19 protein-coding genes are annotated in these 25,884 nt (G+C 69.9%); 8 read left to right on the top strand and 11 right to left on the bottom strand.

Annotated features, from left to right (window positions below):
* Positions 1–10 precede the first annotated feature (10 nt).
* Both AB0I38_RS00625 and AB0I38_RS00620 read right to left on the bottom strand, forming a co-directional pair.
* On the bottom strand, positions 11–1,903 hold the full coding sequence (locus AB0I38_RS00625; protein ID WP_358459572.1) for a NosD domain-containing protein: 1,893 nt from the start codon (positions 1,901–1,903) through the stop codon (positions 11–13).
* A 296-nt stretch (positions 1,904–2,199) separates the two neighbouring features.
* Positions 2,200–2,814: a TetR/AcrR family transcriptional regulator gene (locus AB0I38_RS00620; RefSeq protein ID WP_358459569.1), complete on the bottom strand. Its 615-nt coding sequence runs from the start codon at positions 2,812–2,814 to the stop codon at positions 2,200–2,202.
* 218 nt (positions 2,815–3,032) lie between these two features.
* On the opposite strand from AB0I38_RS00620, the gene AB0I38_RS00615 reads away from it, so the two are divergent.
* The 7 genes from AB0I38_RS00615 to AB0I38_RS00585 all read left to right on the top strand — a co-directional run bounded on the left by AB0I38_RS00615 (position 3,033) and on the right by AB0I38_RS00585 (position 11,513).
* Positions 3,033–4,616 (top strand): MFS transporter, encoded by a 1,584-nt coding sequence (locus AB0I38_RS00615; RefSeq protein WP_358459566.1) that lies wholly within the window; start codon positions 3,033–3,035, stop codon positions 4,614–4,616.
* A gap of 107 nt (positions 4,617–4,723) precedes the next feature.
* Positions 4,724–5,716 carry a phosphotriesterase gene (locus AB0I38_RS00610; RefSeq protein WP_358459563.1) on the top strand — a complete coding sequence of 331 codons (993 nt, stop codon included), beginning with the start codon at positions 4,724–4,726 and terminating at the stop codon, positions 5,714–5,716.
* A 49-nt stretch (positions 5,717–5,765) separates the two neighbouring features.
* Entirely contained in the window at positions 5,766–6,731 is a 966-nt protein-coding gene (locus tag AB0I38_RS00605) for a phosphotriesterase family protein (RefSeq protein ID WP_358459560.1), read from the top strand.
* A complete protein-coding gene (locus tag AB0I38_RS00600) occupies positions 6,728–7,891 on the top strand; it encodes an FAD-dependent oxidoreductase (RefSeq protein WP_358459557.1) in 1,164 nt (387 codons plus the stop codon). Before AB0I38_RS00605 ends, AB0I38_RS00600 begins: the two co-directional genes overlap by 4 nt.
* 4 nt (positions 7,892–7,895) lie before the next feature.
* Positions 7,896–8,822 (top strand): alpha/beta hydrolase, encoded by a 927-nt coding sequence (locus AB0I38_RS00595; RefSeq protein WP_358459554.1) that lies wholly within the window; start codon positions 7,896–7,898, stop codon positions 8,820–8,822.
* A 5-nt stretch (positions 8,823–8,827) separates the two neighbouring features.
* Complete coding sequence (locus AB0I38_RS00590; protein ID WP_358459551.1) at positions 8,828–9,757, top strand: MBL fold metallo-hydrolase; 930 nt, start codon at positions 8,828–8,830, stop codon at positions 9,755–9,757.
* Between the two features lie 16 nt (positions 9,758–9,773).
* Entirely contained in the window at positions 9,774–11,513 is a 1,740-nt protein-coding gene (locus tag AB0I38_RS00585; protein WP_358459548.1) for a CocE/NonD family hydrolase, read from the top strand.
* Here the strand turns inward: AB0I38_RS00585 and AB0I38_RS00580 are convergent.
* Positions 11,500–12,084, bottom strand: coding sequence for an SDR family oxidoreductase (locus AB0I38_RS00580; RefSeq protein WP_358459545.1), 585 nt, complete (start codon positions 12,082–12,084; stop codon positions 11,500–11,502). The two genes, AB0I38_RS00585 and AB0I38_RS00580, sit on opposite strands and share 14 nt — an antisense overlap.
* Positions 12,085–12,455: 371 nt before the next feature.
* On the opposite strand from AB0I38_RS00580, the gene AB0I38_RS00575 reads away from it, so the two are divergent.
* Positions 12,456–14,342: a hypothetical protein gene (locus tag AB0I38_RS00575; protein ID WP_358459542.1), complete on the top strand. Its 1,887-nt coding sequence runs from the start codon at positions 12,456–12,458 to the stop codon at positions 14,340–14,342.
* Here the strand turns inward: AB0I38_RS00575 and AB0I38_RS00570 are convergent, their stop codons facing one another.
* The 8 genes from AB0I38_RS00570 to AB0I38_RS00535 form a co-directional block, all read right to left on the bottom strand.
* Positions 14,343–16,070, bottom strand: a complete 1,728-nt coding sequence (locus AB0I38_RS00570; protein WP_358459539.1) for an ABC transporter ATP-binding protein — start codon at positions 16,068–16,070, stop codon at positions 14,343–14,345.
* Positions 16,067–17,773 carry an ABC transporter ATP-binding protein gene (locus AB0I38_RS00565; RefSeq protein ID WP_358459536.1) on the bottom strand — a complete coding sequence of 569 codons (1,707 nt, stop codon included), beginning with the start codon at positions 17,771–17,773 and terminating at the stop codon, positions 16,067–16,069. The genes AB0I38_RS00570 and AB0I38_RS00565 overlap by 4 nt, the downstream gene beginning before the upstream one ends.
* Positions 17,751–18,803, bottom strand: a complete 1,053-nt coding sequence (locus tag AB0I38_RS00560) for a radical SAM protein (protein ID WP_358460767.1) — start codon at positions 18,801–18,803, stop codon at positions 17,751–17,753. Before AB0I38_RS00560 ends, AB0I38_RS00565 begins: the two co-directional genes overlap by 23 nt.
* Before the next feature lie 70 nt (positions 18,804–18,873).
* Positions 18,874–19,005, bottom strand: coding sequence for a hypothetical protein (locus AB0I38_RS00555; protein ID WP_358459533.1), 132 nt, complete (start codon positions 19,003–19,005; stop codon positions 18,874–18,876).
* A gap of 395 nt (positions 19,006–19,400) precedes the next feature.
* Positions 19,401–21,095, bottom strand: a complete 1,695-nt coding sequence (locus tag AB0I38_RS00550; RefSeq protein WP_358459530.1) for an alpha/beta hydrolase family protein — start codon at positions 21,093–21,095, stop codon at positions 19,401–19,403.
* Positions 21,096–21,099: 4 nt separating this feature from the next.
* Entirely contained in the window at positions 21,100–23,850 is a 2,751-nt protein-coding gene (gene lanL / locus AB0I38_RS00545; protein ID WP_358459527.1) for a class IV lanthionine synthetase LanL, read from the bottom strand.
* 937 nt (positions 23,851–24,787) lie between these two features.
* The gene (locus AB0I38_RS00540) at positions 24,788–25,081 is read right to left on the bottom strand and encodes a hypothetical protein (protein WP_358459524.1); all 294 of its coding nucleotides are present in this window, start codon (positions 25,079–25,081) and stop codon (positions 24,788–24,790) included.
* Between the two features lie 409 nt (positions 25,082–25,490).
* Positions 25,491–25,856: a MerR family transcriptional regulator gene (locus tag AB0I38_RS00535; protein WP_358459521.1), complete on the bottom strand. Its 366-nt coding sequence runs from the start codon at positions 25,854–25,856 to the stop codon at positions 25,491–25,493.
* Between the last annotated feature and the right edge of the window lie 28 nt (positions 25,857–25,884).

Raw genomic sequence — 25,884 nt, 5'->3', positions numbered from 1 at the left:
TGACCTGGGGTTACCGGACCACGATGCACTCGGAGAACTCCGACGTGGAGGTCGGGGTGCCGTCGGCCGTGAGTGGGGTGGCGGTGGCGGTGATCACGCTGGAGAGCGGCAGCGCGGCCACTTCGACGGCGCCTTCGGAGTGGCCTGCGCCGTCGGTGGTGACTGTGATCAGGCCGCCGGGCAGGTAGAGAAGGCCCTCGCCGAACCCGGTCGGATCGCATGAGCCGCTCGAATAGAACTCGACGCGCATCCGGGTCTGGGGCAGGCTGTCGAGGTTCCAGGTGACCGTGGTGGAGGCAGGGGCTCGGAGCGCGCTGCTGAGCGACGGGGCGTTCTGCAGGTCGTTGGCCCCGGCGTCGGCGTCCAGGGGGTCGAGCACGGGACTGTCGACGTTGCGTCCGTCCGGCGCGAGGTCGATGCCGAGTCCGTCGTTGCGGAAGATCGAGTTGACGAGGATGGTGTTGTTCGTCCCATTCGATATCTGAACACCGTCTTGGCCGTTGTGGGCGACGACGTTGTGGCCGGAGACCGTGCCGTCGCCGATGTGGTTGCCACTGCCGTCGATCTCGATGCCGCTTTCGGTGTTACCCAGGTTCGCGGTTCCCGCCAGGTCGGTTCCGATGCGGTTGCCCAGGACGTGGGTTCCGGAGGAGGTCGATTGGAGGTGAACGCCGTTTCCCGCGTTGGCTGAGATCACGTTGGCCGCTCCGGGTTCGGTGCCGCCGATGACGTTGTCGTTTCCCACGGAGACCAGGATGCCCTGGCCGAAGCCGATGGCCTGTCCGTTGGGCATCGCGGTCGCGCCGGAGGAGTCGACGCCGATCTTGTTGCCCTGGATCAGATTCGCGTCGGCGGGATCGACGTCGTTCTGCGAGAGCTCGATCCCGAACCAGTCGTTGCCGGAGATGACATTGCCGTCACCGGGGCCGGTGCCGCCGATCCGGTTGCGGTCGCCCCCGTGGACCCAGACGCCCTCGCCGTTGCCGATCGCCCTGGTGCCGGTGAGATCGGTGCCGATCAGGTTCCCCTGGAGCAGGTTGTCGTCTCCTGAGACGTACACACCTACGGCGCAGTCCGCGAGCAGATTGTCGCTCACGGTGTTGGCGTCGGATTCCTCGATGGAGACACATCTGCCTCCGAAAGCGGCGAGGCCACCGGATCCGGCGGCGTCGGTGCCGATCCGGTTGCCTGTGATCACGTTGCGGCTTCCCGCTGTCACACGCGCGCCATAGCCGCTTGAGATCAGATTGCCACTGGTCTGCGAGCCGCCGATGACGTTGTCGTCGCCGTCTATCTGGATGCCGTAACCGGTGCTGATCGGTGTGACGCCGGCGACATCGGTGCCGATGTACGAGGCGGTGACCTGATTCTGGTCACCCGTGATGCGAATGTCAGCGCGGGTGACGCCGGCCAGCGGCGCGCCGTTGACCACGAGCCCGGTGATGAGACTGCCGTCGGTCCGTACGTCGAGCCCGGCCTGGATCGTGTTCGAGGTGTCGATCTCCACCTGCAGCGTGGCCGGCGTGACGGCGCTGGGGCGGATCGAGCCGGGCTGGCTGTAGCCGTCGATGGTGACGGGATCGGTTATCGCCGGAAGCCCGCCGCGCCCCAGGACGATCGTGTGCGGGCCTGCCCCGGGAATCCTGAAGACGATGTCGTCCTTACCGGGGTTGGCGTTCGCCTGCGTGATCGCGTCGGCCAAGGAGCGGGCCCCGGCATCGTTGGCGTTGAGGACGACGTAGGTACTCACGGCCGCGGAGGCAGGCGCGGCTGGAGACACCGCCCCCACCACGCCGGACGCGATGATCAGCGCCCACCACGCCGCCGTCGCGCGCCTTCTCGGGCCGATCATCATCGCCCGGTGTGCCCTGCCTGTCGACCGCGGCCGAAGGGACGGCATCATGATGGCTCCACCTCCATATCGCAGACCCACTCGGGCTGCGCCTGGCCTGGATCGTGCGGCCACGCATGGAGGTGAACCGTGTCCTGCTACACACATCGACCGTGTCATCTGGTACACAGGCGCGCGCGGCGAGCCCTTCGCCCTTGGCACGGGAACAGCGGCGGTGGGTCATCGGCAGCAGTCGCGCGTTATATGAGGGAGGCAACATAACAGAATGTGGCGGCGGGCTTTCGGAGGAAGAGGTGTCCGCCGCATCGGGGAAGTGAGATCGCATGGCCGGCCACCTGGCTTAGCGCTCAGTGGCGCCCGATCGAGCCGATCCAGCTCTCTGTGAGGACGTCCAGCATCTCGTCGTGCCCGACACCCCAGGTCCCCGGTTTCCAGTGGCGTGCGACGTGGTCGAGCTCGGTGATGGCGATGACGCCGCGAAAGTGGCGGGTGCCGGCCGCGAACCGGCCGGCGCGGTCGAGCCCCTCCTTGATGTCACTGATGGCCTCGTTCAGCCACTCGTCGAGGAGCGTGCGGATCTCGGGGTCAACGGCGGCGGCCTCGAAGGCGGCCGTGGTGTAGGGGCGAATCACATCCCATCGTTCCGAGGTCGACGCGAGCCACGCGCGGATCCGTTCTCGCGAGCCGTCCTCGACCACGGCGACCAACTCGCGCTCGGTCGACCCGTGCTCGGCGGAGGGGAGCCGGTCGAGCGCGGCGTTGAGCCGCTCCGAGAAGAGGGCCTTCATCAGATCGACCTTGGAGGGGAAGTACGCGTAGAAGGTCACCCGCGTCGTCCCCGCCGCCGACGCGATGTCGTCGACCGTCGTCGTCGAGTAGCCCTTCGACCCGAACAGGTCCTGGCCGGCGTCGAGTAGGAGCTTTCGCGTCATCTCCTTCTGTGCCGCACGAAGCGTCGCCATGCCCGCCAGCTTAGAGCACCACGGCCGCGTTCCGCTCTCGCTGATCGTCCTGAATACGTGCTGCTCAGACTATTGACGGTGTGTCAAATCATATGGCACCTTGCACACCCAACAGGTGATTGCGCTCACACATCGGGTGGCCGATCCCCGGGCGGTGCAACCGATCGCCCAGCCCATCGACAAGATCGCCCAGCCCATCGACAAGGAAGACATCCGCAATGACGCAGACCGCTGCGCGCAGGCAGGGCTACACCGCCACGGTGGTCGCCGGCTGCTTCGCCGTACTCCTCGCCCAAGTGGCGTACTCGCTGCCCGGCGCGCTCAATGGCACGTTCCAGCAGGAGTTCCAGACCACCGGTGCCGAACTGACCTGGATCACGGCCGCCTTCGCCATCCCCATGGTCGTCTTCGAGCTGACCACCGGCGTGATCGGTGACCTGTTCGGTCGCAAGCGGCTGCTGCAGGCGGGCGCTCTGCTGACCGTTGCCGGCTCACTCGTCAGCCATGTCGCCGCGACGGTCCAGATCCTGTGGATCGGGCAGATCGTCGCGGGCCTCGGAGCCGCGATCCTCTACCCGATCTCGCTCGCCATGCTGGCCGCGGTCAGCCCGTCGCCGGAGGCCCGTGCCAAGGCCATCGCCGTCTGGGCCGGCTTCCTCTCGATCGGTGCGGCGATCTCCCCGCTGATGGGCGGGTGGCTGGCCGCGGAGGGCGACTGGCGAACGTCGTACCTCGTGGTGATCGCGGCGGCGGTCATCTCGATCATCATCACCCAGTTCGCCGCCGATTCCTCGGCGCCGGAGGGGCGCAAGCTGGACATCCCCGGCCAGGTCACGCTGGCCCTCGGTCTGATCGCCATCCTCTTCGCGGCCACGCAGGGCTCCGAAGCCGGCTTCGCCCGCCCTGAGATCATCGGCGCCTTCGTCGCGGGCCTCGTGCTCCTCGCCGCCTTCGTCGTCATCGAGTTGCGGACCGACGTCCCGCTGCTGCACCTCAACATCTTCGCCAACCGTTCCTACGCGATCGTCGCGATCGCCACGGTGGTCGGCATGTTCGCGTTCCTCGCGACGTGCTACTCGATGAGCATCTGGCTCGGCGCGATCCAGCACCAGAGCGCTCTGAAGATCGGTGTGCTGTTCCTGTTCATCCAGGGTCCGGCCTTCGTGCTGGTGAAGGCCGTCTCCCACGTGATCCGGAACTTCTCGCCTCGTTGGGTGCTCACCGTCGGTTTCGCCCTCATCGCCGTCAGCGGCGTCTGGTGCTCGACGTTCGACGTCCACGACATGAACTGGACACAGTTCATCGCTCCGATGCTGGCCCTCGGTGTCGGCTTCGCGCTCACCGTCGGCTCGATCACGGCCGTCGCGATCAACACCGTTCCGCTGCGGCTCGCCGGCATGGCCAGCGCCACCACCAACCTGCTCCGCGACTTCGGCTTCGCGCTCGGTCCGGTGCTCATCGCCGCGTTCGCGGTCAGCCGGGCGAACGGTGACCTGAACGCCGGTTTCGGCGGGGCGATCGGTGAGTCCGGGCTCCAGCCGCCGTACACCGACATCGCCGGGGGGATCGCACAGGGGAGTGGCGCCATGGCGATCAACTCGATGCCGGTCGTGCCGGGCGCCGGTCCGGACCTGCCGCCGGTGCCGATGCCGGACAGCCTCCGCCTGCTCGCGCTCGAGTCGCTGGGCAATGCCTACAGCCTGGCATTTCTGGTCGCCGGCCTCTGTGCCGCCGCTGCCGCGGCTCTGACGCTGTTCGGACTCTTCGACTCGAAGCATGTCGATGTCCGTACGGGCGGATAATATAATTTACCTGCCGGACACTCCCTTGACGTGCTGTAAATCTAAGTGACACGATTCACATTACGGCGTGACGCAGTCACTCGCCGAGACCGAAAGGAGTGGCAGCGATGGGTGCCCAGACTGCCGAGAGCACCGCCGGCAGCACTGTCAACACCGTCCTCGGCCCCGTCCCCGCGCGGGAGCTGGGAGTCGTCGCGGTTCACGAGGCTCTGCTGTCGGTGGTTCCGGGAGCGGAGCACGCGTTCGACGTCACCATCGACCGTGCCGAGATCTTCGAGATCCTGGCCGAGAAGCTGACGGACTTCCGCGGGCACGGCGGCGGGACGATCGTCGACAGCACCGGCATGTTCCACGGGCGCGATGTGCGGCTGTACGAGGCCCTCTCGCGCACGACCGGCGTGCACATCGTCGCGTCGACGGGCCAGGGTCCCGAGGAGATGCTCGGCGGCTACTTCCTGACACCACAGACCAACCCCCCGACGCCCTGGCCGGCCGAGAGATTCGCCGACCTCTTCGCCAAGGAGGTCACCGAGGGCATGGTCGTCCCCCGCGTCGAGCGGCGGGGTGCCGCGGGCCTCGTGGCCACCGCCGCGACCCTCGCGGGCATGACCGCGACCGACGAGAGCCTGTTCCGCGGTGCGGCCCGCGCCGCCTCGGCCACCGGTGTCCCGGTGTCCATCCGCTACGGGAACGACGCCGTGCGCGACCTCGAGGTCGTCCTGGACGAGAAGCTGCCGGCCGACCGCGTCCTTGTCGGCGGGCTCGATCGCGAGGACGCCGTCGCGGCCGGCGCGCCGCTCGCGGTCGTGACCCGCGGCGCCTACGCCGCTCTCGACCACGTGGGCACCGAGGACGACGCCCACGTGACCGACACCGAGCGCGCCGCCCTGGTCGCCGAGCTGATCGAGGCCGGCCACGGCGACCGGATCCTGCTCTCGAGCAACGCGACCGGCGTCGCCAAGGGCCACCCGGCCAACGACGTGCGCTACAGCCACGTCCTGACCACGTTCGTTCCCCTCCTCAAGGCACAGGGCCTCAGCGACGAGGACGTCCAGCGGATCCTCGTGGACAACCCGCGCGACCTGCTGTCGGTGCGCTGAGCGCGCGACAGCCCAAGATCATCAAGTTGTTCCGTAAAAGGTGAGTGTTGTGTCGAGAGTGAACACCGTCCTGGGGCCGATCCCGGCCGAAGAACTGGGTCTCGTGGCCGTCCACGAGCACATCGGGTACGGCATGCCGGGCTCTGAGCTGGACACGAAGTGGTGGAAGACCCCCGAGGAGCGGTACGAGGAGACCGTCCCGAAGCTGCGCCGGTTCCATGAGTACGGCGGCGGCACGTTCGTCGACGCGACCGGGATCTGCAACGGCCGAGACGTCGACCACTACCGGTCGCTGTCCGCGAAGACCGGCGTGCACATCGTCGCGAGCACCGGCTTCGTCGGCGGCGACACCGCGCTGCCGTTCTTCGCCCGGGCCGGTGTGGACTACCTGGCCGAGCACTTCATCCACGAGATCACCGTCGGCATCGGCGACACCGGCGGACGCGCCGGCATCATCAAGGTCGGCGTGAGCCGCGGCGGCCGCATGACGGACCTGGACAAGCGCATCTACCGAGCCGCCGCCCGCGCCGCCCTGACCACCGGCGTGCCCATCCTGACCCACCTCGCGATCGACGCCGAGAACGCGATCGCCATCTTCGACGCGGAGGGTCTCCCGCTCGACCGTGTCCTGTTCGGGCACGTCGACGACGGCGTGAACGCCGACAAGACCCGCGACACCTGGATCGCGGAGCAGGGCGGCCGGATCGGGTTCGACACCTTCGGCTACGAGACCGAGCTCGAGGACCCGCCGTTCTGGGCCCGTCCGCGCAAGGAGCGGCTGGACCACTTCCTCCGGTTCATCGGTCAGGGGCACTTGGGCAAGGTGCTCGCCTCGGCCGACGCCAACTGCAGCCCGCTGGGCTGGCCTGGCGTGAAGGGCCACACCGTCAACTACATCTTCGAGGACCTCATCCCGGACCTCCGTGCCGCCGGTCTCGACGAGGCGACGATCAAGACGATCTTCGTCGACAACCCCGCTGACTTCCTGACGATCCAGCAAGGACAACGAGCATGAAGACCTCAGACCTGAAGAACCTGAACATCGCCATCGTCGGCGCGGGGTACGCCGGAGCCGCCGCGGCCAAGGCCCTGAGCCTCCTCGGCGCCACCGTCAACGTCTACGAGCAGGCGAGCCAGACCCGCGAGGTCGGCGCCGGCATCGGCCTGCGGCCGTCCACCATGGACCGGTTCCGCCAGTGGGGCATCTTCGACGCGATCGCGAAGGTGAGCTCGCCGAGCGACTACTTCGAGATCCTCACGCCCACCGCCGACCCGATCATGAAGGAGGCGTGGCCGGAGATCGACACCTTCGGCCAGAAGACCCACCTCATCCACCGCTGTGACTTCATCGAGGCTCTCCTGGGCGTGCTCCCCGAGGGCATGGTGCACCTCGGTCACAAGCTGGAGAGCGTCAAGGACGAGGGTGACAAGGCGACGCTGACCTTCACCAACGGCGAGTCGGTCACCGCCGACCTGGTCGTCGGAGCCGACGGCATCAAGTCGGTCGTGCGCGGGCAACTGTTCAGCGACAACCAGCCGGTGTTCTCCGGCGAGCACGCCTACCGCGCCGTGATCTCCGTCGACGACGCCCGCGGAATGGCCGTCGACGACAACCTCCGGATGTACATCGGCCGGGGCACGAAGATCTACTTCCTGCCGCTGCGCCACCGCGGTCAGGTCTCGTTCGACATCACCGCCCTGTGCCCGGACAGCACCTGGGCGCCGAAGATCACCAAGGACGACCTGCTGAAGACCGTCGAGGGTTTCGACGAGCGGATCGTGGACATCACCCGCGACCTCGACATGGACGCCGTCAACTGCCGCGCGGTCTACGACATCGACTCGGTCGACACGTGGCACTCCGACTCCGTCGTCCTCGTGGGCGACGCGGCCCACTCGATGCTGCACCACCAGGGTCAGGGCGCGAACTCGGCGATCCTGGACGCCGGCGGCCTCGCCGACGCCCTCAAGGAGGCCGGCTCCGTCAAGGAGGCGCTGGCGCGCTACCAGGCCATCCGCAAGCCGGTGACCGACGAGCTGCAGCGGATCTCGCGCCAGGGCTGGACCGAGGACGAGATCAGCGACGTCTTCCCAGGCCAGAAGCCCGCCTCCCAGAAGCCCGCGTCCCACCAGCCCGCCTCCCACCAGCCCGCCTCCCAGCAGCCGAAGGACTGACGCCATGCCACTGCACCCCGACATCGCCCACGTCCTCGCCGGCCTGCCGGCGCCGCCTCCCGGCCCGCTGAACCCGGAGGCGATGCGCGCCGGCGAGGAGTCCCAGGTTCCGCCCGTGGCCGACCGCCTGCCGCTCCACTCCGTCGAGGACCTCACCGCGCGGACCGCTGCCGGACAGGTCCCGGTGCGGATCTACACACCGGCCGAGGCCGACGCGTACGGCCTGCTGGTCTACTTCCACGGCGGCGCGTTCTTCCTCGGCAGCCTTGAGACGCACGACCACATCGCGCGCTCCCTGGCCAAGGAGACCGGGCTCAAGGTCGTCTCCGTCGGCTACCGGCTGGCGCCCGAGCACGCCTTCCCGGCCGGTCTCGAGGACTGCTACGCCGCGGTCCGATGGGCGGCCGAGAACGGCGAGACCTTGGGCTGGGACGGCACGACGCTGGCCATCGCCGGTGACAGCTCCGGCGGCACGTTCGTCGCCGCGGTCGCCGGCATGGCGCACGACGACGGCTTCGACCGGATCACCCACCAGGTGATGTTCTACCCCTCGCTCGATCTCGATTTCGACGCCGACCGCTACGCCTCGTTGCGCGAGAACGCCGTCGGCTACGGCCTGGAGACGGCGGGGCTGAAGCCGTTCAACGCCTTCTATCTCGACAGCGGAGCCGACCCCGCCGATCCGCGGGTCTCTCCGATCAAGCGGGCAGACCTCACCGGGCTGCCGCCCGCGCTGATCGTGACCGCGGAGCACGACCCGCTGCGTGATGAGGGCGAACTCTACGGCCGGCGCCTCAAGGAGGCCGGAGTCGACGCCACGGTGAGTCGCTACCTGGGCGCCGGCCACGGATTCGTGCAGCACTTCTCCTGGATCCCGGCGTACCACCGGGTCTTCGAGGAGACGGCCGCCTTCCTGAGGCGCGCGTCATGACGCAGGTGAACGTTCATCCCCTGGTCTCGCCGTGGGGCCGGTTCGGTCTGTACAGCTTCTTCATCGACGCTCCCGAGCCGGCCATCGTCGACACCGGGATCGCCTCCTCTCCCGCCGAGGGCATGGCCCCCGCGCTCGAAGCCATCGGGCGCCGCATCGAGGACGTGCGCTGGATCCTGCTGACCCACGGCCACATCGACCATGTCGGCGGCGCCCACGCCCTGTGGGAGCTCACCGGCCGGCGCGCCCAGGTCGTCATCCACGAGGCCGACGCCCCGATGCTGCGCTCGCGCCGGGCGCACGTGGACGAGTACCTCCACGGCCGGGGGCGGTATCTGAACGACCCCGAGGGCGCGGCGAAGGTGACGGCCGCCGCCCATGCGGTCATCTCCGGCGAGATGGAGCCGACCATGCTGGTCAACGGCGGTGAGACCCTCTCGCTCGGTGGCGACGTCACCGTCTCCGTCCACTCGATCCCGGGCCACACGCCCGGATCGGTGGCCTATGTGATCGACGGACAGCGCTCCGTGTTCGTCGGCGACGCCGTCCAGGTCCACGGGGCCGCCAACGGCTTCCCCGGCTACCTGGATCCGGTCGCGTACCGCGCCGGCCTGCGGTACCTGCGCGACGAGATCCGTCCGCGACACCTGTACCTCGGGCACCCGTACCGCCGCGCGGACGGCACGCCGTACGGCGTCGAGCTCGACGCCGCCCAGGCTCGGGAGGCGCTCCAGGGGAGCCTGGACATCGAGGCCGGTGTCAGCGAAGCGGCCTGCCGCTGCCTTCAGGACGGCCTGCGGGAGACGGACTCGCCGTACTCGCCGTTCGCCCCCGTCGCCGAGAGGCTCGGCTACACCGGCGACCCCACGCTTGAGCCGTCGCCGTTCTTCACGTCGATGCACGGCTACCGCACGCACTTCAACCAGAACTCGTGACAGAGGATTCGCACTGATGGCCGACTTCCAGACGATCCAGGCGGGCGAGCAGACGATCGCCGTCCGCAAGGACCTGCGGGTACCGATGCGCGACGGGGTCACCCTCGCCGCGGACGCCTACCACGGCACGGAGGACAAGCCGCGGCCGGCCCTGATCGCGATGAGCGCCTACGGCAAGGAACTGCAGGCCCTCGCCCTCACCACGCCGCCGCAGCGTCGCCCCAGTCCGATGTGGGACGGCTGTATCGAGGCCGGCGACATCGCGCGCGTCGTCAAGGAGGACTACGTCCACGTCATCGGTGACATGCGTGGCACCGGTGACTCCGGCGGCGTGATGATCGGCAACTACAACGCCGGTGGCGTTCCCCAGGGGCAGGACCTGTACGACCTCATCGAATGGGTCGCCGAGCAGCCGTGGTGTGACGGAAACGTCGGCATGATCGGCATCTCCTACTTCGGGTCGATGCAGGTGCTCGCCGCGGCCGAGCGGCCGCCGCACCTGAAGGCGATCTTCGTCAGCGGCGGCCATTTCGACTTCTACGAGACCACCTACCACGGCGGCATCATGTGGTTCATGCCGCGGGCCGCCCGCGAGGGACGCGGCGGCGACTCCGGCATCGCGCACACCAACGTCAAGTCCCGCATGCAGGAGGTCCACTCCCCGGAGGAGCTCAGGAAACTCGTCGACGAGCGGCTCCGGGACCCGGACGTGGCCGCGTGGCCGAACCTCGTGCACGTGCTGAAGTACCCGAAGAACCGCGAGTTCTGGTTCGACATCGTGATGAACGACCTCGACGGGGAGTGGTACGAGGAGCGCAACCCCATCACGCTGGCCGAGAACATCGACATCCCGGTCTACCTGCAGATCGACCAGGGACGCGGCTGGACTGTGGACGGCCACATCGAGCTGTTCAACGTGCTGAGGGGGCCCAAGAAGCTGGACATCGGCTCCTACCCGCCGATGCAGTCGCGCCCCTGGATCGAGGAGCACGACAAGATGTTCCGCTGGTACGAGTACTGGCTCAAGGGCGTCGACAACGGCATCATGGACGAGCCGCCCGTGAGCGTCTTCGTAGAGGGCTCGCGTGAGGTGGTCACCGCACAGCAGTGGCCGCCGAAGGAGATCGAGCACCAGCCGCTCTACCTGCGCCCGCGCCGCAAGCTCTCCTCGGAGCCTGAGCTGATGGGCGCGGAGCACGCCGCCCCGGACGGCTTCTACCAGGCGCCGCTGACGGTGACCGACCAGGTGGAGATTCTCAGCTGGAGCACCGAGCCGTTCGAGGAGCCCACGGAGCTCATCGGCCCCGGTGCGGCGCACCTGTTCGCCGAGATCGACCAGGATGACACGAATTTCATCATGCGGCTGTGGGACGTCGCCCCGAACGGAAGCCGCCAACTGATCACCACAGGCTTCCTCAAGGCGTCGCACCGCGAGTTGGACGACCGGACGACCGAGGGCGACCCGTACCACCCGCACACCCGCGCCGTGCCGGTGGAGCCCGGGAAGATCGAGGAGTACGTCCTGCGGCTCTACCCGTTCGCGGCGACGTTCGTCCCCGGCCACCGGCTGCTGGTGGAGCTGTCCAACGACGAACCGCTGGCCGACGCGCACAACGCGCTGCTGCCGCCGGACGCGTTCCACCTGCCGGTGGGTCGCCCCGTCACCCACAAGATCTATCGCGACGCCGCCCACCGGTCCCGGCTCGTGCTGCCGTTCACGAAGCGCACCGCGGCCCGCGCGGCTACTGGTCGGTGATGACGACGACGCCCGACGGCGCGTCCAGCAGCTCCACCGTACGGTCGGCGGCCCGGTCGATCTGGACCCGGGGCTCCGCGGGGATCCGCTGCTCGTTGTAGGTGCCGGGCCCGTAGAACTGCCCGTAACTCAGGACGACACCGCCCTCGGCCAGAACGGAACGTTCCAGCTCGGCGGCCGCCCTGGCATCGGGCCCGTCGGGCAGCTGCCAGGCGACCGTCTGGGCCAGGATCTTCGGCGATCCGCTCTGCCGCGCCGCCTCGATCACGTTCTGGTTGCCCTCGGTCCGGATGCGGGCGTTGAGCTCCGCGTGATCACCGATCTTCGCCACCTCGTCCGGCAGATCGGTCAGCTCGTTCAGGATGACGTCCGGCCCGAAGTCGCGGACCGCCTGGATCAGCGCGTCGCGGTCGAAGACGTCGCAGACGATCGGCTCGGCCCCGAGCCGGGCGAGCAGTGCCGTCTTGCTGGGCGAGCGCGTCATGCCGCCGACCACGTGCCCCGCCCGAACCAGGCGGGGAATGAGCCGCTGCCCGATCACGCCGGACGCGCCGGCCAGGAATATCTTCATGATTCTCGCCTAACTTGAGAACGTGGCAGTCAGCCTAGACGCTGACCGCTATGTCAGCCTCGAGTCATGCCGATCTTCGCGACGTGTTCTCCGAAGGCGCCGAGTCGCCGTTCGGCCCGAATAACACTCGTGTACCTCAGAATGCGTGCCCCGGATCTGGCCCACGGGTCACATGAGGACTCGGCGAGTCACGCCGAACAACTCTCCGATGGTCACCGCTCTGCGGCCCGCCAAGCCGCCATCGACGGCTGCGAACCATGAGCGACCGGTGTCCCGCCGCCGCTGATATGCGACCTGGACACGTCGGCGAGGCTTACGTACGATTCGAGGACGCCGGGGGGCCACGTCGCTGCATGTCCAGGGGGGCATCTGTGCGTGAGGTGAAACAGGGGAGCAGGGCCGAGGTCTGCATCCGCCGGGCCGAACACGCCCTCCACGAGGAGGGCAACCTGCATACCAGCCGCCGCTGGTTCGAGGAGGCACACCAGGAGGCCGAGCGCTGGGGTGACACCGCGGTGCAGGCTCGGGCGGCGCTGGGCCTGGGCGGGATCTGGCTGAACGAGCACCGCACCACCGCCGAGTCGCTGATGATCAGCACTCGCCAGCAGCAGGCCCTGGCCGCCATCACCCCCGGCTCTGCCCTCGCCGTACGGCTGCGCGTGCGATTGGCCGCCGAGCGGGACAACCTCATCGGCGAGCACGCCTCGGTCCTGCGGACGCTGGCCCACGCCAGGAACACCGGCGACCCGGTGGCCCTGGCCGAGGCGCTGAGCCTGTCCCATCACTGCCTGATGAGCCCCGAACACCAGGACCTCAGGTTCGAGCTGGCCCGGGAGCTGATCGGCCTGGCGAGCCGGACGGAACGCCGTGGCGACCTGCTGATGGGGCTGCTGTGGTGGACGGTCGACCTGTTCCTGGCCGCCGACCCGCACGCCGAGCGATCTCTGGGCGAGTTACGCGACCGGCTGGCCGCCAGGGACCATCCCGCGATCGGATTCGTCATCGACGCGATCGAGGTCATGCTCCTTATCAGGGCGGGCCGGTTGGAGGAGGCCGAGCGGGCGGCGGCGGCCTGCTCGGAGCGCGGCACGGCCGCGGGTGATGTCAACGCCATCGGCTGGTACGGCGCGCAGCTGGCGACGATCCGCTGGTATCAGGGACGCGTCGCCGAACTGCTCCCGTTGCTGTCGGACCTGGTGAACTCCTCGGCACTGTGTCACGCGGACTACGCCTACTTCCCGGCGCTGGCGGTGGCCGCCGCCGAGGCGGGAGACCGGCGCCTGGCCGAGACGATGGTGAGCCGGCTGCGCGACATCACGCTCCCACCGGCGAAAAACTGGCTGGCGGCGATGTACGGGCTGGTCGAGGCAGCTCACCTGCTGGACGACGAGGCCCTGGCCGCGCGGGCCTACGACCTGCTCAGGCCCTACGCCCGGCTGCCGATGGTCGCCAGCCGCGGAGCGGCCTGTTTCGGCTCCGCCCACCAGTCTCTCGGGCTGGCCGCGCTGACGATGGGCCAGGTGGAGCGGGCCGTCGAGCACTTCGGCGAGGCGCTGCGGGCCAACCAGGCGCTCGGCCACTGGCCCGCGGCGGCGCTGAGCCGCTGGCGGCTCGGCCATGCGCTGGTGCGGCTCGGCGGGCCACGCGATGAGCTGGTGATGGCGGAGAAGGAGGCTGCGGAGCTGGGCATGGCGCTCCCCGAGGTGCGGGGCCCGCAGGCACGTGCCGCCGGGCCGTCGGTGGCGGTGTGCTCGAAAGGCGGGCGCTGGTGGCAGGTCGAGCTGGCCGGCCGGACCGCGCTGGTCAAGCCGAGCGTGGGCATGCGCCACCTTTCCATCCTGATCGCCAACCCCAGACGGGAGATCCGCGCCATCGACCTCGTCGCCGGCGGGGAGGACACGCCGGTCCAGCCGGCCCACTCCGCTCAACCAGTCCTCGACGAGCACGCGGAACGCACTTACGTGGCGCGGATGACCGAGCTCGAAGAGGAGATCGACGAGCTGGAGGCCGCCAACGACCTGGAGCGCGCTGCGGCGCTGCGGGCCGAGCGCGACTGGCTGATCTCGGAGCTGACCGGGAGCACCGGGCTGGGCGGCCGGACGCGGCACTTCACCGATGACCATGAACGGGCCAGGATCGCGGTGAGCAAGGCCATCCGGCGGGCGCTGACGCATATCGCCGAGGCCGACGATGTGATCGGCGCGGAGTTGCGCGCCACCGTGCAGACGGGTGTCCGCTGCTCCTACCTGCCTCGGTGATCACGGGGCTTGCCAGTGTCCCACCAGAGCGGCGTACACGGATGAGGCGGCGAGCAGTTCCCGGTGGGTTCCGGCCTGCGCGCGGTTCCCGTCCAGCAGCAGGATCCGCTGCGCACGGCCGGCGGAGCTGATGCGGTGCGCGATCACGACGAGCGTGCGGCCCGTGGCGGCCAGGGCCTCCTCCGCCCTGGCCTCGGCGCCGGGGTCGAGGTGGCAGGTCGCCTCGTCGAGCACGAGCACGCTCGCCGCCGAGAGGTAGACCCGGCCGAGCGCGATCAGCTGCCGTTCGCCCGCCGACAGAACCGGGCCGCCGATCCCCAGCGGGGCGTCGTACCCGCCTAGCCGGTTGACCAGCGGCCACATCCCGAGCGCAGTCACGGTCAGGTCCAGGTCGGCGTCCTTCGCCTCCGGCCGCAGGTAGGTGAGGTTGTCCCGCAGGCTCGCGGTGAACACGTAGGCCTCCTGCGGGACCAGCGCCACCGAACGGCGCAGGTGCGCCTCGTCGATCTCGTTGACGTCGACACCGCCGAGGCGCACGGTGCCGTACTGCGGGCGCGTCAGGCCGGCCAGCAGAGCGGCGAGCGTGGACTTGCCGATCCCGCTGGCTCCCACGATCGCCAGGTGCTCGCCCGCCGCGATGCTCAGGGTGAGGTCGTCGATCACCGGCTCGACCTGCGGGCCGTAGCCGAAGGTCAGCCCGGTCACCCGCAGGTCTCCGGCGTCCGGCCGGGCATGCCCCCGCCGCGCCGGCACGTCGGGGAGAGTGCTCGTCTCCGCGATCCTGTGCAGCAGCACGCCCAATTGCCTGCACCAGGAGGCGACCGTCCCGGTCAGTGAGCGCAACGCCGGGTCGAGGCTGCCGGCCAGGTAGGTGGCCGCGCCGACCAGCTCACCCGAGGTCAACCGGCCGGAAGCGATCAGCCACGGAGCCAGCAGCAGGACCAGGATCAGCGGGACGACCCCGCCGACCGCCATGATCAGGCCACGTGCCGAGGAGGTCCGCGCCATCGCGATACCGGCCCGAGCCTCCGCCATGACCGCCCGCTCCACCGCGTCGTGCGCGGTCGGGGCGGCGCCGCACGCCACCACGTCGCGCAGGCCCTCGATGACGCCGGTCGCCTCCCGCGCCATTCTCTCCCCCGCCAGGATCAGTTCGCGCTGGCGTACGGCAAGGGCCCGCGTCAGCCACGCGAACAGCCCGAGGCTCACCGCGATCAGCGGGGCGGCGATCGCCGCCACGACCGGCGCGAGCGCGATCAGACCGGCCAGGGCCGCGATCAGCGACGCGACGGTCGGCCGGAGCGTGCGCAGCAGCGCGGCGACCAGGTTCCGCACGGTCTCGGTCTGGCCGCTGAGCCGGGCCACCACCGAGCCGTCCCCGCTCCGGCCCTCCTGCGTCGCGCGGCGCAGCGCTCCGGCGACCACCTTCCTGACCAGTACGTCGCGGATCGGCTCCACCATGTCCGCCAGCCACGGGAAGGTGTTGCGGGTGGCCAGCGCCTGAACCACCATCGCCAGCCCGAGCAGTCCCAGCCAGCCGAGCCCGACCAGCGGATGTCCGGCAAGGAAGCCCTGGTCCAGCGCCGCGGCCACGGCGAGGCCCGACAGTAGGGCGGGAAGGGATTCCACGACTGACCATCCGGCCAGAATGGTCAGCCCTCGGCGGCGCCTGGACAGCTCCTCGGTCAGGAGCCGCCATCCGGCCCGGCTCACCAGGCGGTCCGTCATGCCGGCTCCTTGCCGAACAGGGCCCGGTAGTCCGGCTCCCGCCAGAGCCGGTGGTGCCGGCCGGTCGCCCGCACCCGCCCGCCCTCCAGCCAGACGACCAGGTCGGCGTGGGCGGCGGTGGTGAGGCGATGAGCCACGATGATTCTGGTACGGCCGGCCAGCAGGTTTCTCAGGGTGGTGGTCACCTCGGCCTCGGTCACGGTGTCCAGGTTGGAGGTGGCGTCGTCGAGGATGAGGACCCGGCGTTCGCGGACCACGGCACGGGCCAGCCCGAGCCGCTGCGCCTCCCCGCCGGACAGTGGCGCCAGCTCCAGCGCGGTGTCGTAGGCGGCGGGCAGCCGGCTGATGAAGCCGTCGGCCGACACTGACCTGGCCGCGAGCCTCACCTGGTCGCGGGAGACGTCCGCGCAGCCGTACGCGATCATGTCGTGGACGGTCTCCCCCAGCGGGGCGGGCCGCTCGAACGCGTAGGCCACCGCGCGGCGCAGTTCCTCGGAGCGGATCTCGGCCACGGCGGCGCCGTCCAGTGAGACCTCGCCGCGCTCGGGCGCGAGCAGTCCGCCGGCCAGCGCGGCGAGGGTGGATTTGCCGGCTCCCGACCGGCCGACGACGGCGACGGCGAGTCCGGGTGGTATCTCCAGGTCGAGCCCGTCCAGTACGGCGTCACCATCGGCGTGCACCGTCACCGACCTGAAGGTGATCGCGCCTGGGCCGTCGGGCAGCGGCAGGCAGCCGCCCGGCCCGGCGGGCAGATCCAGCACCTCGGCCAGCCGGGCCGCTCCGGCGCGGATGTGCGCCAGGCCCATCAGCGTGTCCACCACGCCGAGCAGGCCGAGCGCGATGCTGACGTACCCCGCGACCGCGATCCAGGAGCCGGGAGTGATCCGCCCGTCGGACACGCCGATCCCGGCGACGGCGAGCACCACGATCTGGGTCAGCGGGGCCAGCAGCCCCACCTTCCACACGGTGCGGCGCTGGGCCTCCCAGGTCGCCCGCCCGGCCGCGGCCAGCTCGGGCAGCGGCGCGAGCACCCGTTCCACCTCACGCTCCAGGGTGCCGCTGGCGTGGATGGTGCGCGAACCGGCCAGCGTCTCCACCAGGCGGGCCGACAGCGTGCCCTGAACTTCCTGGTAGCGCTGGATCAGCCCCGTCGTCTCCGCGATGAAGCGCCGCACGAGCACCGCCGCGACCGGCGCGCACACCACGAAGGCGATCGCCAGCCGCCAGTCGATCACCGCGAGCGCCACCAGGCCGCCGGTGGACAGCGTCACCGCGCCCGCCACGGAGAGCACGACCGATACCAGGCCCGACGCCTCGGCCGCCCCGCTCACCAGCCGGCTGCTCACGTCGCCGGCGGAGAACCGGCGCTGCCCCGCGATCCCGGCCTCCAGCACCCGCCGGAACATCCCCCTGCGCAGCGACACCTCGACGGCGATACTGCCCGCCGCGCTCGCCCGCACCTCCAGCACCCCCATCAGCAGGCCGGCCCCGATCAGTCCTCCGAGCCAGGCCAGAGCCGGGCCTGGCGCACCGACAAGGGCCGAGTCGACCGCCCGGGCAAGCGCGGCGGGAACCGACAGCGTCACCGCGATCCCCGCCGCGGTCGACAGCACCGACACGACCGTCCACCCCGGCGCCCCGCGGACCGAATAGAGCAACATGCGTGCCGGGGTGTCCACCTCACGTGCGTTGAGCGGAGCCATTCGCCACCTCCCCGCCGTGGTACGCCGGGCGCCGGTCGATCCTGGCCCGCACGGCGTCGGACCCGAAGTGGTAGTCGATCCGCCGGGCGGCTTCCGCCCATTGCCGCATGGTGAACGCCGGAGTCAGCGCCTCCACCACGAACGGATCGCTCCACCGGGCTCTGGCCCGGCGCCAGAGAACCTCGGGTGACGCGGTCAGGATGTTGCCCACCGTGCCCTCGTAGATCGGCATCGCCCGAGCCTCGCCGTCCGGCTCGATCTGGAGCGCGTTGAAGACGACGCCGCGCGCGATGAGCTGGGGATGCATCTGCAGGATGCGGTTGTCGGTGGCGGTGACCATGACGGAGCCGGGGGCCTGTTCGCGCAGCCGGTGCGCGAAGGCGGGGTCGTTGAGCAGCCCGACCTGCTCCTCGGTGAGCAGCTCGCGCTCGTCGAAGCCGCGCCGGTTGGCCAGCCCGCCGGGTACGGCGGCGCCGAAGGCGATGAACCCCAGCTCGGGGAATCGCCGCGCGATGTCCTCGCAGAACGCCGGCATCTCGGCGAAGTTGCTCTGCAGCAGCACGCAGTCGATCCCGAAGGACACGGGTTCGCGCCCCTGGGCTCTGCGTTCGGCGCACAGGTCGTCCAGCAGGCGCAGGGCTCGCATCGCATGGCCGAACGAGCCGTTCCTGCCGCGGATCCGGTCGTGGGTCGCGCTGCTCGCCCCGTCCAGGCTCACCACCACCCGGTCGCAGACCTCGGCCAGGCTCCGTGCCATCTCCTCGGTCATCAGCCAGCCGCTGGTGTAGAGGGCGACGCTGAGCCCGCCGTCCGCCAGCCGTGCGACGACCTCGGCGAGATTTTTGATCAATAGTGGTTCTCCGCCGGCGATGGCGACGCCCCGCGGGCGCATGGCCACGATGGCGTCGGCAACGCGCAGCATGTCCGCGTGACTCAATCGGCGGGACGGCCTCCTGCCGGATTCGGAGTAGCAGTGCATGCAACGCAAGGGGCAGGCGTAGGTGATATCCCAGATCACTTCGTCCGGCATTTCTCTGGCGTTCATTTCTCCCCGCTTCTTCGGGGATGGGTGGCCCGGCCGGGCCGCCCATCCCCGATGCTCATTTCAGCGGATCGGTGTATCCGCAGGTACGCCATTCACCGCAGGAATATCCGTAACAGGTGACCTGGCACGGCCACAGGCCTTTGGCTTCGGCTGGAAGCAGGTCCAGCGAGTTGATGTCGACGGTCACTTTCTTCTCCTCCTGATTGGCCGCGGGCGCCCTGTCCGGTCGCCCGCGGCCTCTGTCAGATCACTTCGGGTCAGTCCACGTGCACGTGGTGATACACGAGCGACTGCAGGTGATCCCGCCACACGGCCAGAGTCCGCGCGGCTCCGCCGGCAGCAGGTCCAGCGCGCTGATGTCGATCGACATTTGTGTCACCTCCTCTCCGGATGAGCGGCCGGGCTCAGCCGTCCGTCTGCTTGCAGGTGTTCGTGCACGACGGGAGACAGGAGAAATCACATGTCACCAGCCAGCCGCACGAGTCGTGGCACGGGAAAAGTCCCTGGGTTTCCGCCGGGAGCAGATCCAGCGCGCTGATGTCGACAGCCATGGTTGTCACCTCCTTTCGTCTTTCGCTTGTTCTAGGCGGCCAGAAGGAAGCGCAGTAAGGCGTCCACGATGTGACCGGAAATCAGGTCATGGCCGCCGGTCGGGCTTTCCAGATAGGTGAAATCCCGGCCTTCGTGACGCCCGGCCGACAGCAGGCGCGCGCGCAGTTCACGCGACTGGCTGACCGGAATCACCTCGTCATTGCGGGCGTGGACGATCAGCAGCCGGGCCGTGATCCGCTCGCAGAGCCGCGCCACATCCCGCGGGCCGAGATCGTCGTCGATCACGGTGCGGCCGCCGAGGCGGTCCAGCAGTGCCCGGACTCCGGGTGAACCTTCCGCATAGAGGCGCGGCCCGGACAGGAACGGCGAGACGGCGACACAGCCGGACCACAGGTCGGGATCGGCGCAGGCGGCCAGCAGCGCCAGGTAGGCGCCGTAGCTGGTGCCGTGCACCAGCAGCGCCTGGCCTGGACGGGCCAGGCGCCTTGCCAGATGCCGGATGTCGGCCAGGTCGGGCCCGCCCCAGGCGCCCAGCAGGGCGCGCTGGTGCGCCGAGCCGTACCCGATGCTGCCCCGGTAGTTGGGCGCGACGATGGCGATCCCGGCGCCGGCCACGGCCTGCATGAGCGGGTCGAAGCCCAGCTGGGTGGCTGCCTCAGGACCGCCGTGCAGGGAGATCAGCAGGCGGCGAGCACGGCGCGGGTCGCCGTAGACCACGGCCTCGATCGGCCCGCCGGGCCCGGCGAACTGCTCGACGCGGGCGCCGGCCCAGCCCGGGGCGTCGTCGGCGGCCAGGTCCCACCGCCCGGTGGCGGGGTCGACGGTGGCGATGCCGCCGGGCTGGGCGGGTGCGGAGAACGGGAAGCGCAGTCCTTGCGCGCCCCAGGCGCAGCCGTGGCCGATGACACCGGGCGGGATCGGCACCTGGCGGATCCGCTCCATCCGGGGGGTGTAGACCATCAGTTGCGAGCAGGCACCCCGGTTGACCCGCAGCGCGACGTCTTCGCCGGTGGGGTCGGCGGCCATCGGAGCGACGCTGCCGTCGATCGTGTCCAGGACGCCGGGAAAGCTCAGGGAGCCGGCGTCCGCGTGGCCGAGCCGTAACCGCTGCCCCACTGTCCCGGCCAGGATCTGCCGGCCCGAGCTCGGCGCGCTGAGCAGCAGGTGCTGCCCGGGTGAGGTGCCCGGCAGCGGCATCACCCCACCGGAGTGAAGATCCACCACGACCGGCCTGACCGTGTCACCCAGCCGCTGGTTGAATCCCAGGGCACCGCCGGTGTCCAGGGGGTGTCCGCCGGTCAGCACCCCTGGCAGCTCGGCGACCGTCTCCAGGCTCGACCCGTCGCCCGGTACCCGCCAGATGGTCGAGCGCTCGCCGGCGGTACCGACCGCCACGGCCAGCAGCCGGGGGTCAGGAGAGGCGATCAGCCGCACCGCCGGGCAGGCGACCGTGAGCAGGGTCCGTTCCGCCAGGCCGTCCTCGGCCAGCATCAGCCGGTTGTGGTCACGTCCTGGCCTGGTGAACAGGATCCGGCCGTCGGTCAGGGTGAGCAGTTGCGTCCAGATCGACTGCTCGCCGCTCAGCGTCTCGCGCAGCGGTGTCCGTCCGGAGAAGGACCACCGTTCCACGCGCAGCGGACCGTCGCCCTGACGAGTCAGGCAGGCCGCGTGGCTGCCGTCGGCGGCGAACGAGAAGCTGATCCGGTTCAGTGCGGCGGCCGGCACGGCGTCACACCGTCCCGTGGCTCGCGTGCTGGGGTGTTTCTCGCCTGGAGGTCAGGAGCGCGTCGAGCATCCACCACCTGGGCCCGCCGTGGCGGAGCCGGAGCAGGAAGGCCATGGCGCCGCTGAGGCCGGTGTTGTAGCCGGCGTGGACCTCGACGCCGGATTCGTCGGGCAGCACCATGAGGCCGTCCCGGAGGATGTTGCGCGCGTACATCGCGGTGGCCAGCTCAGAGGCCCAGCGGTGGTAACGCTGTTCACCGGTGAAGTCGGCCAGATCCAGCAGGAAGTCGGCATCTCCCGACAGGCCGTGGCAGGAACTGGTGCCCGAATACCACCGGCTTTCGCGGATCGCCGTACCGGCGGCCTCCGCGAGCTCCCGGTGCCGCTGCTGACCGGTCGCCGCCCACAGGCGGATCAGGAAGGTGCCGACCCCGGAGGAGCCGCTGCACCAGTGCCGCGCCCGGTCATCCGCGGCCTCTTCCTTCTCGCCACTGGGCCACCACGCGGCATCGCCCTCGGTGATGGCGACCGCCTCCAGCGTCTCCGCCGCGCGCTGGGCGGCCTCGAGGTAGTCGGCGCCGCCCGTGGCGAGCCAGGCGTACAGCATGAAGGTGCCCGCCCCCGCGACCCCGTGCGCGAACCCGTAGTGGACCAGCCCGGCCAGCACCGAGTCGAACGTCTTGGGAATCGGCCAGACCAGCAGACCGTCCTCCCGCTCATGCGCGGAGCGCAGCACGCTGTCCGCGGCCAGCGTGAACCGGTCCAGCAGCTCGGGGTCGCCGGTCGAGCGATGCAGGTGCAGCTGCAGCATGCCGGCGCCGGTGGCGCCGTGGCAGATGTCGTGGTTAGGCCACTGCACCGGCACCTTCTTGGCCAGTTCGACCGCCTGCGCGGCCATCTCCTCATCGCCCAGCAGCCGGGCGGCGTCGTACAGGGCCCAGGCTGTTCCGGAACGGCCGAAGTACAGGCCCGGCAGGATGCGCGGGATGGTGAACAGACGTGGCCGGATCCAGCCGGCCACGTCCGCGACCCCGGCGAGCAGCTCGGCGTTGCCGAGGACCTGGGCGCCGCGGGTGAGCACGCTCAGCACCCCGCCGGCTCCGTGCTGCACGTTGAGCGGATCGGTCGTCGTGCCGAACTCGCCCGCCGTCCACAGCCAGGGGCTCGCCGGATCCATGGTGCGCAGGATGTGGTTCAGCCCGTCGCTGATCAGCCGGTCGGTGCGACCGGTCGACAGGCCGCCGTCCTGCACCGGGCCCGGCGTCTGGTCGAGGGTCGCCAGGAACGCGCGGGCGCGGCCCAGCGTCCACCGTTGTTCCGGGTCGTCCTTCGTCAGGCCGAGCACCAGCGGGGACAGGCGTCGCAGCGCGGGCATGTCCGCGCCGAGGAGGGCGACGAGCTCGGCCATCCGCTCCTCGCCCGGCCGGTCGGCGGGCTTGTCGGCAGGCAGCAGCGGATCCACGGCGCAGGCGAGATAGACGATCGACGCCCCCAGCGCGAACAGATCCGCCTGCCGGGTGGGCGCCCGGCCCGATCTCGCTGCCGAGATCTGCTCCGGCGCGCCGTACCCGGGGGTGAAAACCCTGCGCACGCGGGTGCCGTCAGGGACGACGAACTCCAGGTCGATCAGGCGGATCCGGCCCTCCGGCGTGACCATCACGTTGTTGGGGGTGAAGTCACGCAGCACGAGTCCCTGCTCGTGGACGGCGGCCATGATCTCCACGAGTTGCCCGGCCTTGTCGACCACCTCGGCCAGCGGGACGCCCCGGCCCTTCTCCTCGCCGGCCCGCGCGGCGGCCCAGGCTCGCAACGTGACACCGGGGACCTGTTCCTGGACCAGGAAGAGATTGTCCTGCTGGGACACCATCGCCACGTTGGCCGGCGTGACCCCCAGCGGACCGAGCCGGTCGAGCATGTCCGCCTCGTGGCGCAACCTGTCACGGGCGTCCTTCCCGTCCAGCAGGCCCATCACCTGGGGCCGTGCCTGCTTCAGGATGACCTCGCCGCCCGTCTGCCGGTCGACTCCGCGATAGACGCCGCCGCGGTAGGACTGCCGGATGGCCTCGCGTACCACGAAGCGGTCCCCGATCAGCACCGCTTCCGGCGTGCTCGACGGCGTGCTCGACGGCGTGCTCGACGGCGCGGTCGGCGGCGCGGTCGGCTCAGGCTCGGGCAGTGGTGACCTGGCCCACGGCGGCGGGCTGAACCAGGCCAGCCGCTCGTCCTTGCGCCGCTCCCCTTCCGGGCCCACCACCATCGACTCGAAACTGCCGTCGTTGGTGAAGACCGGCTGGGCTCCGAAGACGCCGAAGCGGTAGAAGACCAGGCTGTCGGGGCGCAGCCGGCGATCGGACAGCACCACCGGGCCGGGGAGCCCCTCGGTCACCCGGTCCAGCTCCGCCGCCAGCCGGCGGAACTGCTCATCGTCGGCGGGATAGGCCGTGATGAACTTCCCCCCGCTGCCGCGGTCACAGTTGACCGACAGCAGCGCGTCGAGCTGGTCCAGGCCCCGGGCGAACTTGAACGAGCAGCCCTCCCGGACCAGGACCTCGGCGGCTCGGGTCAGCACCACCGGCGCGGACAGCAGCGTCGCCGAGACGTGCAGCTTCCAGCCCTGGTCTCGGCGACGGTGCTTGGGCGGCGTCAGCAGGCACCAGAACTCACCCGGCTCGATCTGCCACGCTTCGGCCTCCTCCCGCGCCAGTACGGCACGGGCTATGTCCACCAGCAGTCGCGAGTCGTCCACTTCGCGCATCGGGGTCCTCTCCCATCAGACGGTGACACCTCGATTGGAGAGGCGTGACATGTCGTGACAGGAGATGGAACGGTCCTGGAACATCCCCGGTGGATTGCTCTCCGGTGAGCCCGATCAAGGCCGGCGAGGTGGGTCAGGTGACCCGCATGAGCCCGCGTGGGGAGACAACCGGCCGATCAGGCTGACTCCCGGGTGACGGAGGCGGCGCCCCACAGCGCGTCTCTGGCGTGGTCGGTGGCCACCAGGAGAGCCCCGGACAGGGGCGTGTCACTCCTCTGCGGCAAGGCGGCCGCTCGGATCGTCGGCACGCCTACGCCGCCGGCGCCGACACGAAGATGGTGTTCTCGATGCTGCGCCACAGCTCGACCAATCTGACCGAGAACACGTACACGACGGTGCTACCGAAGCTGGCCACACGGCCACCGAGGCGAGCGCCGCGATCGGCCTTTGATCCGGAGGAGTCGAGATGTTGGGCTTGCCTGGGACATGGCAGACAGGAAAGATCAGGAACTACCTCAGCCACTCACGAACCTCGGCCATGGAACGTCGATCAACCCGGAGCCGAGGCCCCCGCCGGTGGCATCTCTTGGAACGGGAGTAGGCAGGCGACATAATCGCCGAATGTCCCAAGTGCCTAAGCTGATCAAGTTAACGCTGGCGGTGTCAGCGCTGGCATTGGTGGTCAAGGTTCTCAAGTGGATGACTGGGCCCTACAACGTGCGTGGACCGCTCGACTGGGTGTTCATTGCTACGGCGGCTCTCGGCGTGGCTGCGGCCTTGGGTGCGGCTGCGTGGGGCTTGTTCAGGGCGGGCCTGGAGCAGAAGCGTGGTGTGTCGTCATCAGGGGAAGCAGCCGAGAGGCCAGTAAGGTATGCGGTCCTGTCCGGGGGCATGCTGGCGTGCGCGGTGCTGGGGCTCGGGTCGATCTTCATGACTCTTAGCTCAACGGATGGGGAGATTCGTTCTCAGTCAGATCGATCGGCGGGGCGGGATACACCACCATGGCTCTTGGCATGCTGATGCTGGCGGGGATGGCCGTGTGGACCTCTGTCATAGCAAGCAGGAGGCGGTAGCAGAGCGGCCCTTTGGCGGCGGTGCGGTGGACTTCCCCTTCTAGCGTGGAGACCTGACCGGCGAGATCCACGGCGATCCCGTCTTGCTCTACAGCCTGATCGAGTGGCTCGGTCGCGATGACCTGGACTTCGTCGCGGATCGGATCGAACGCGAGCATCCGGAACTCGCCGAGGAAGAGTGAACGCTGTCAGCACGCCAGTCCCCGTCCCCACGGCCGGTGCACCCGCGGCCGAGGCGGCGCCGCGCCGCACGCCGTCGTCGTGCCCACCGGACAAGGCGTCGAGTCGACGGCGGATCCTGCGGTACGCCGGTCCCCGGTGGATGATCGAGCGGACCACCGAGCGACGGCTCGACGGAGATGGGCGCGGCGCCTGCGCCGCCGCGAACGTCGACGTCGCGTTCGGCCTGGCCGACATCGCCCGGGAGCATGGTGGCGCCGTCGCGGGCGAGGACGACCTCCTCCATAACCGGACCATGCTGCGGTGGGATGTACGGCACACCGGCGCGCTGCTGGAACGCCATGGTGGCGGAAACCGGCCGTACCTGGGACGGCCCGGGTTGACCGGTCAGTCGACGGGTTGCGAGGCCGCGGTGATCACGTCGTCGAGGACTTCGCGGGAGGTGATGAGGTCGCCGATCATGCGGTCGATGCGGTCACGTTCTGCGGTGAGCTCGGCGACCAGCTTCGCGTCGGCGATCATGGAGGGGCCGCCGTCGGCGTCGCGCATGCATGGCAGCAGCTCTACGATCTTCCTGCTGTGCAGCCCCGCGGCGAACAGCTCCTGGATGCGAATGACTCGGTCGATCGCGGCGTCCGGGTAGTCGCGCTGGCCCCCCGAGGTACGGTCGGCGGCCAGCAGGCCCTGCTGCTCGTAGTACCGCAGGGACCGCTCGCTCACCCCAGTCCGCCGCGCCAGCTCGCCGATGCGCATGTCACCCCTCGCTTGAACTTGACATTAA

This window comes from Nonomuraea cavernae, assembly GCF_040655715.1.
GTDB lineage: Bacteria > Actinomycetota > Actinomycetes > Streptosporangiales > Streptosporangiaceae > Nonomuraea > Nonomuraea cavernae_A.
Note: the sequence above shows the minus strand (reverse complement) of the source record. Positions and strands in the feature narration are given on the sequence as shown.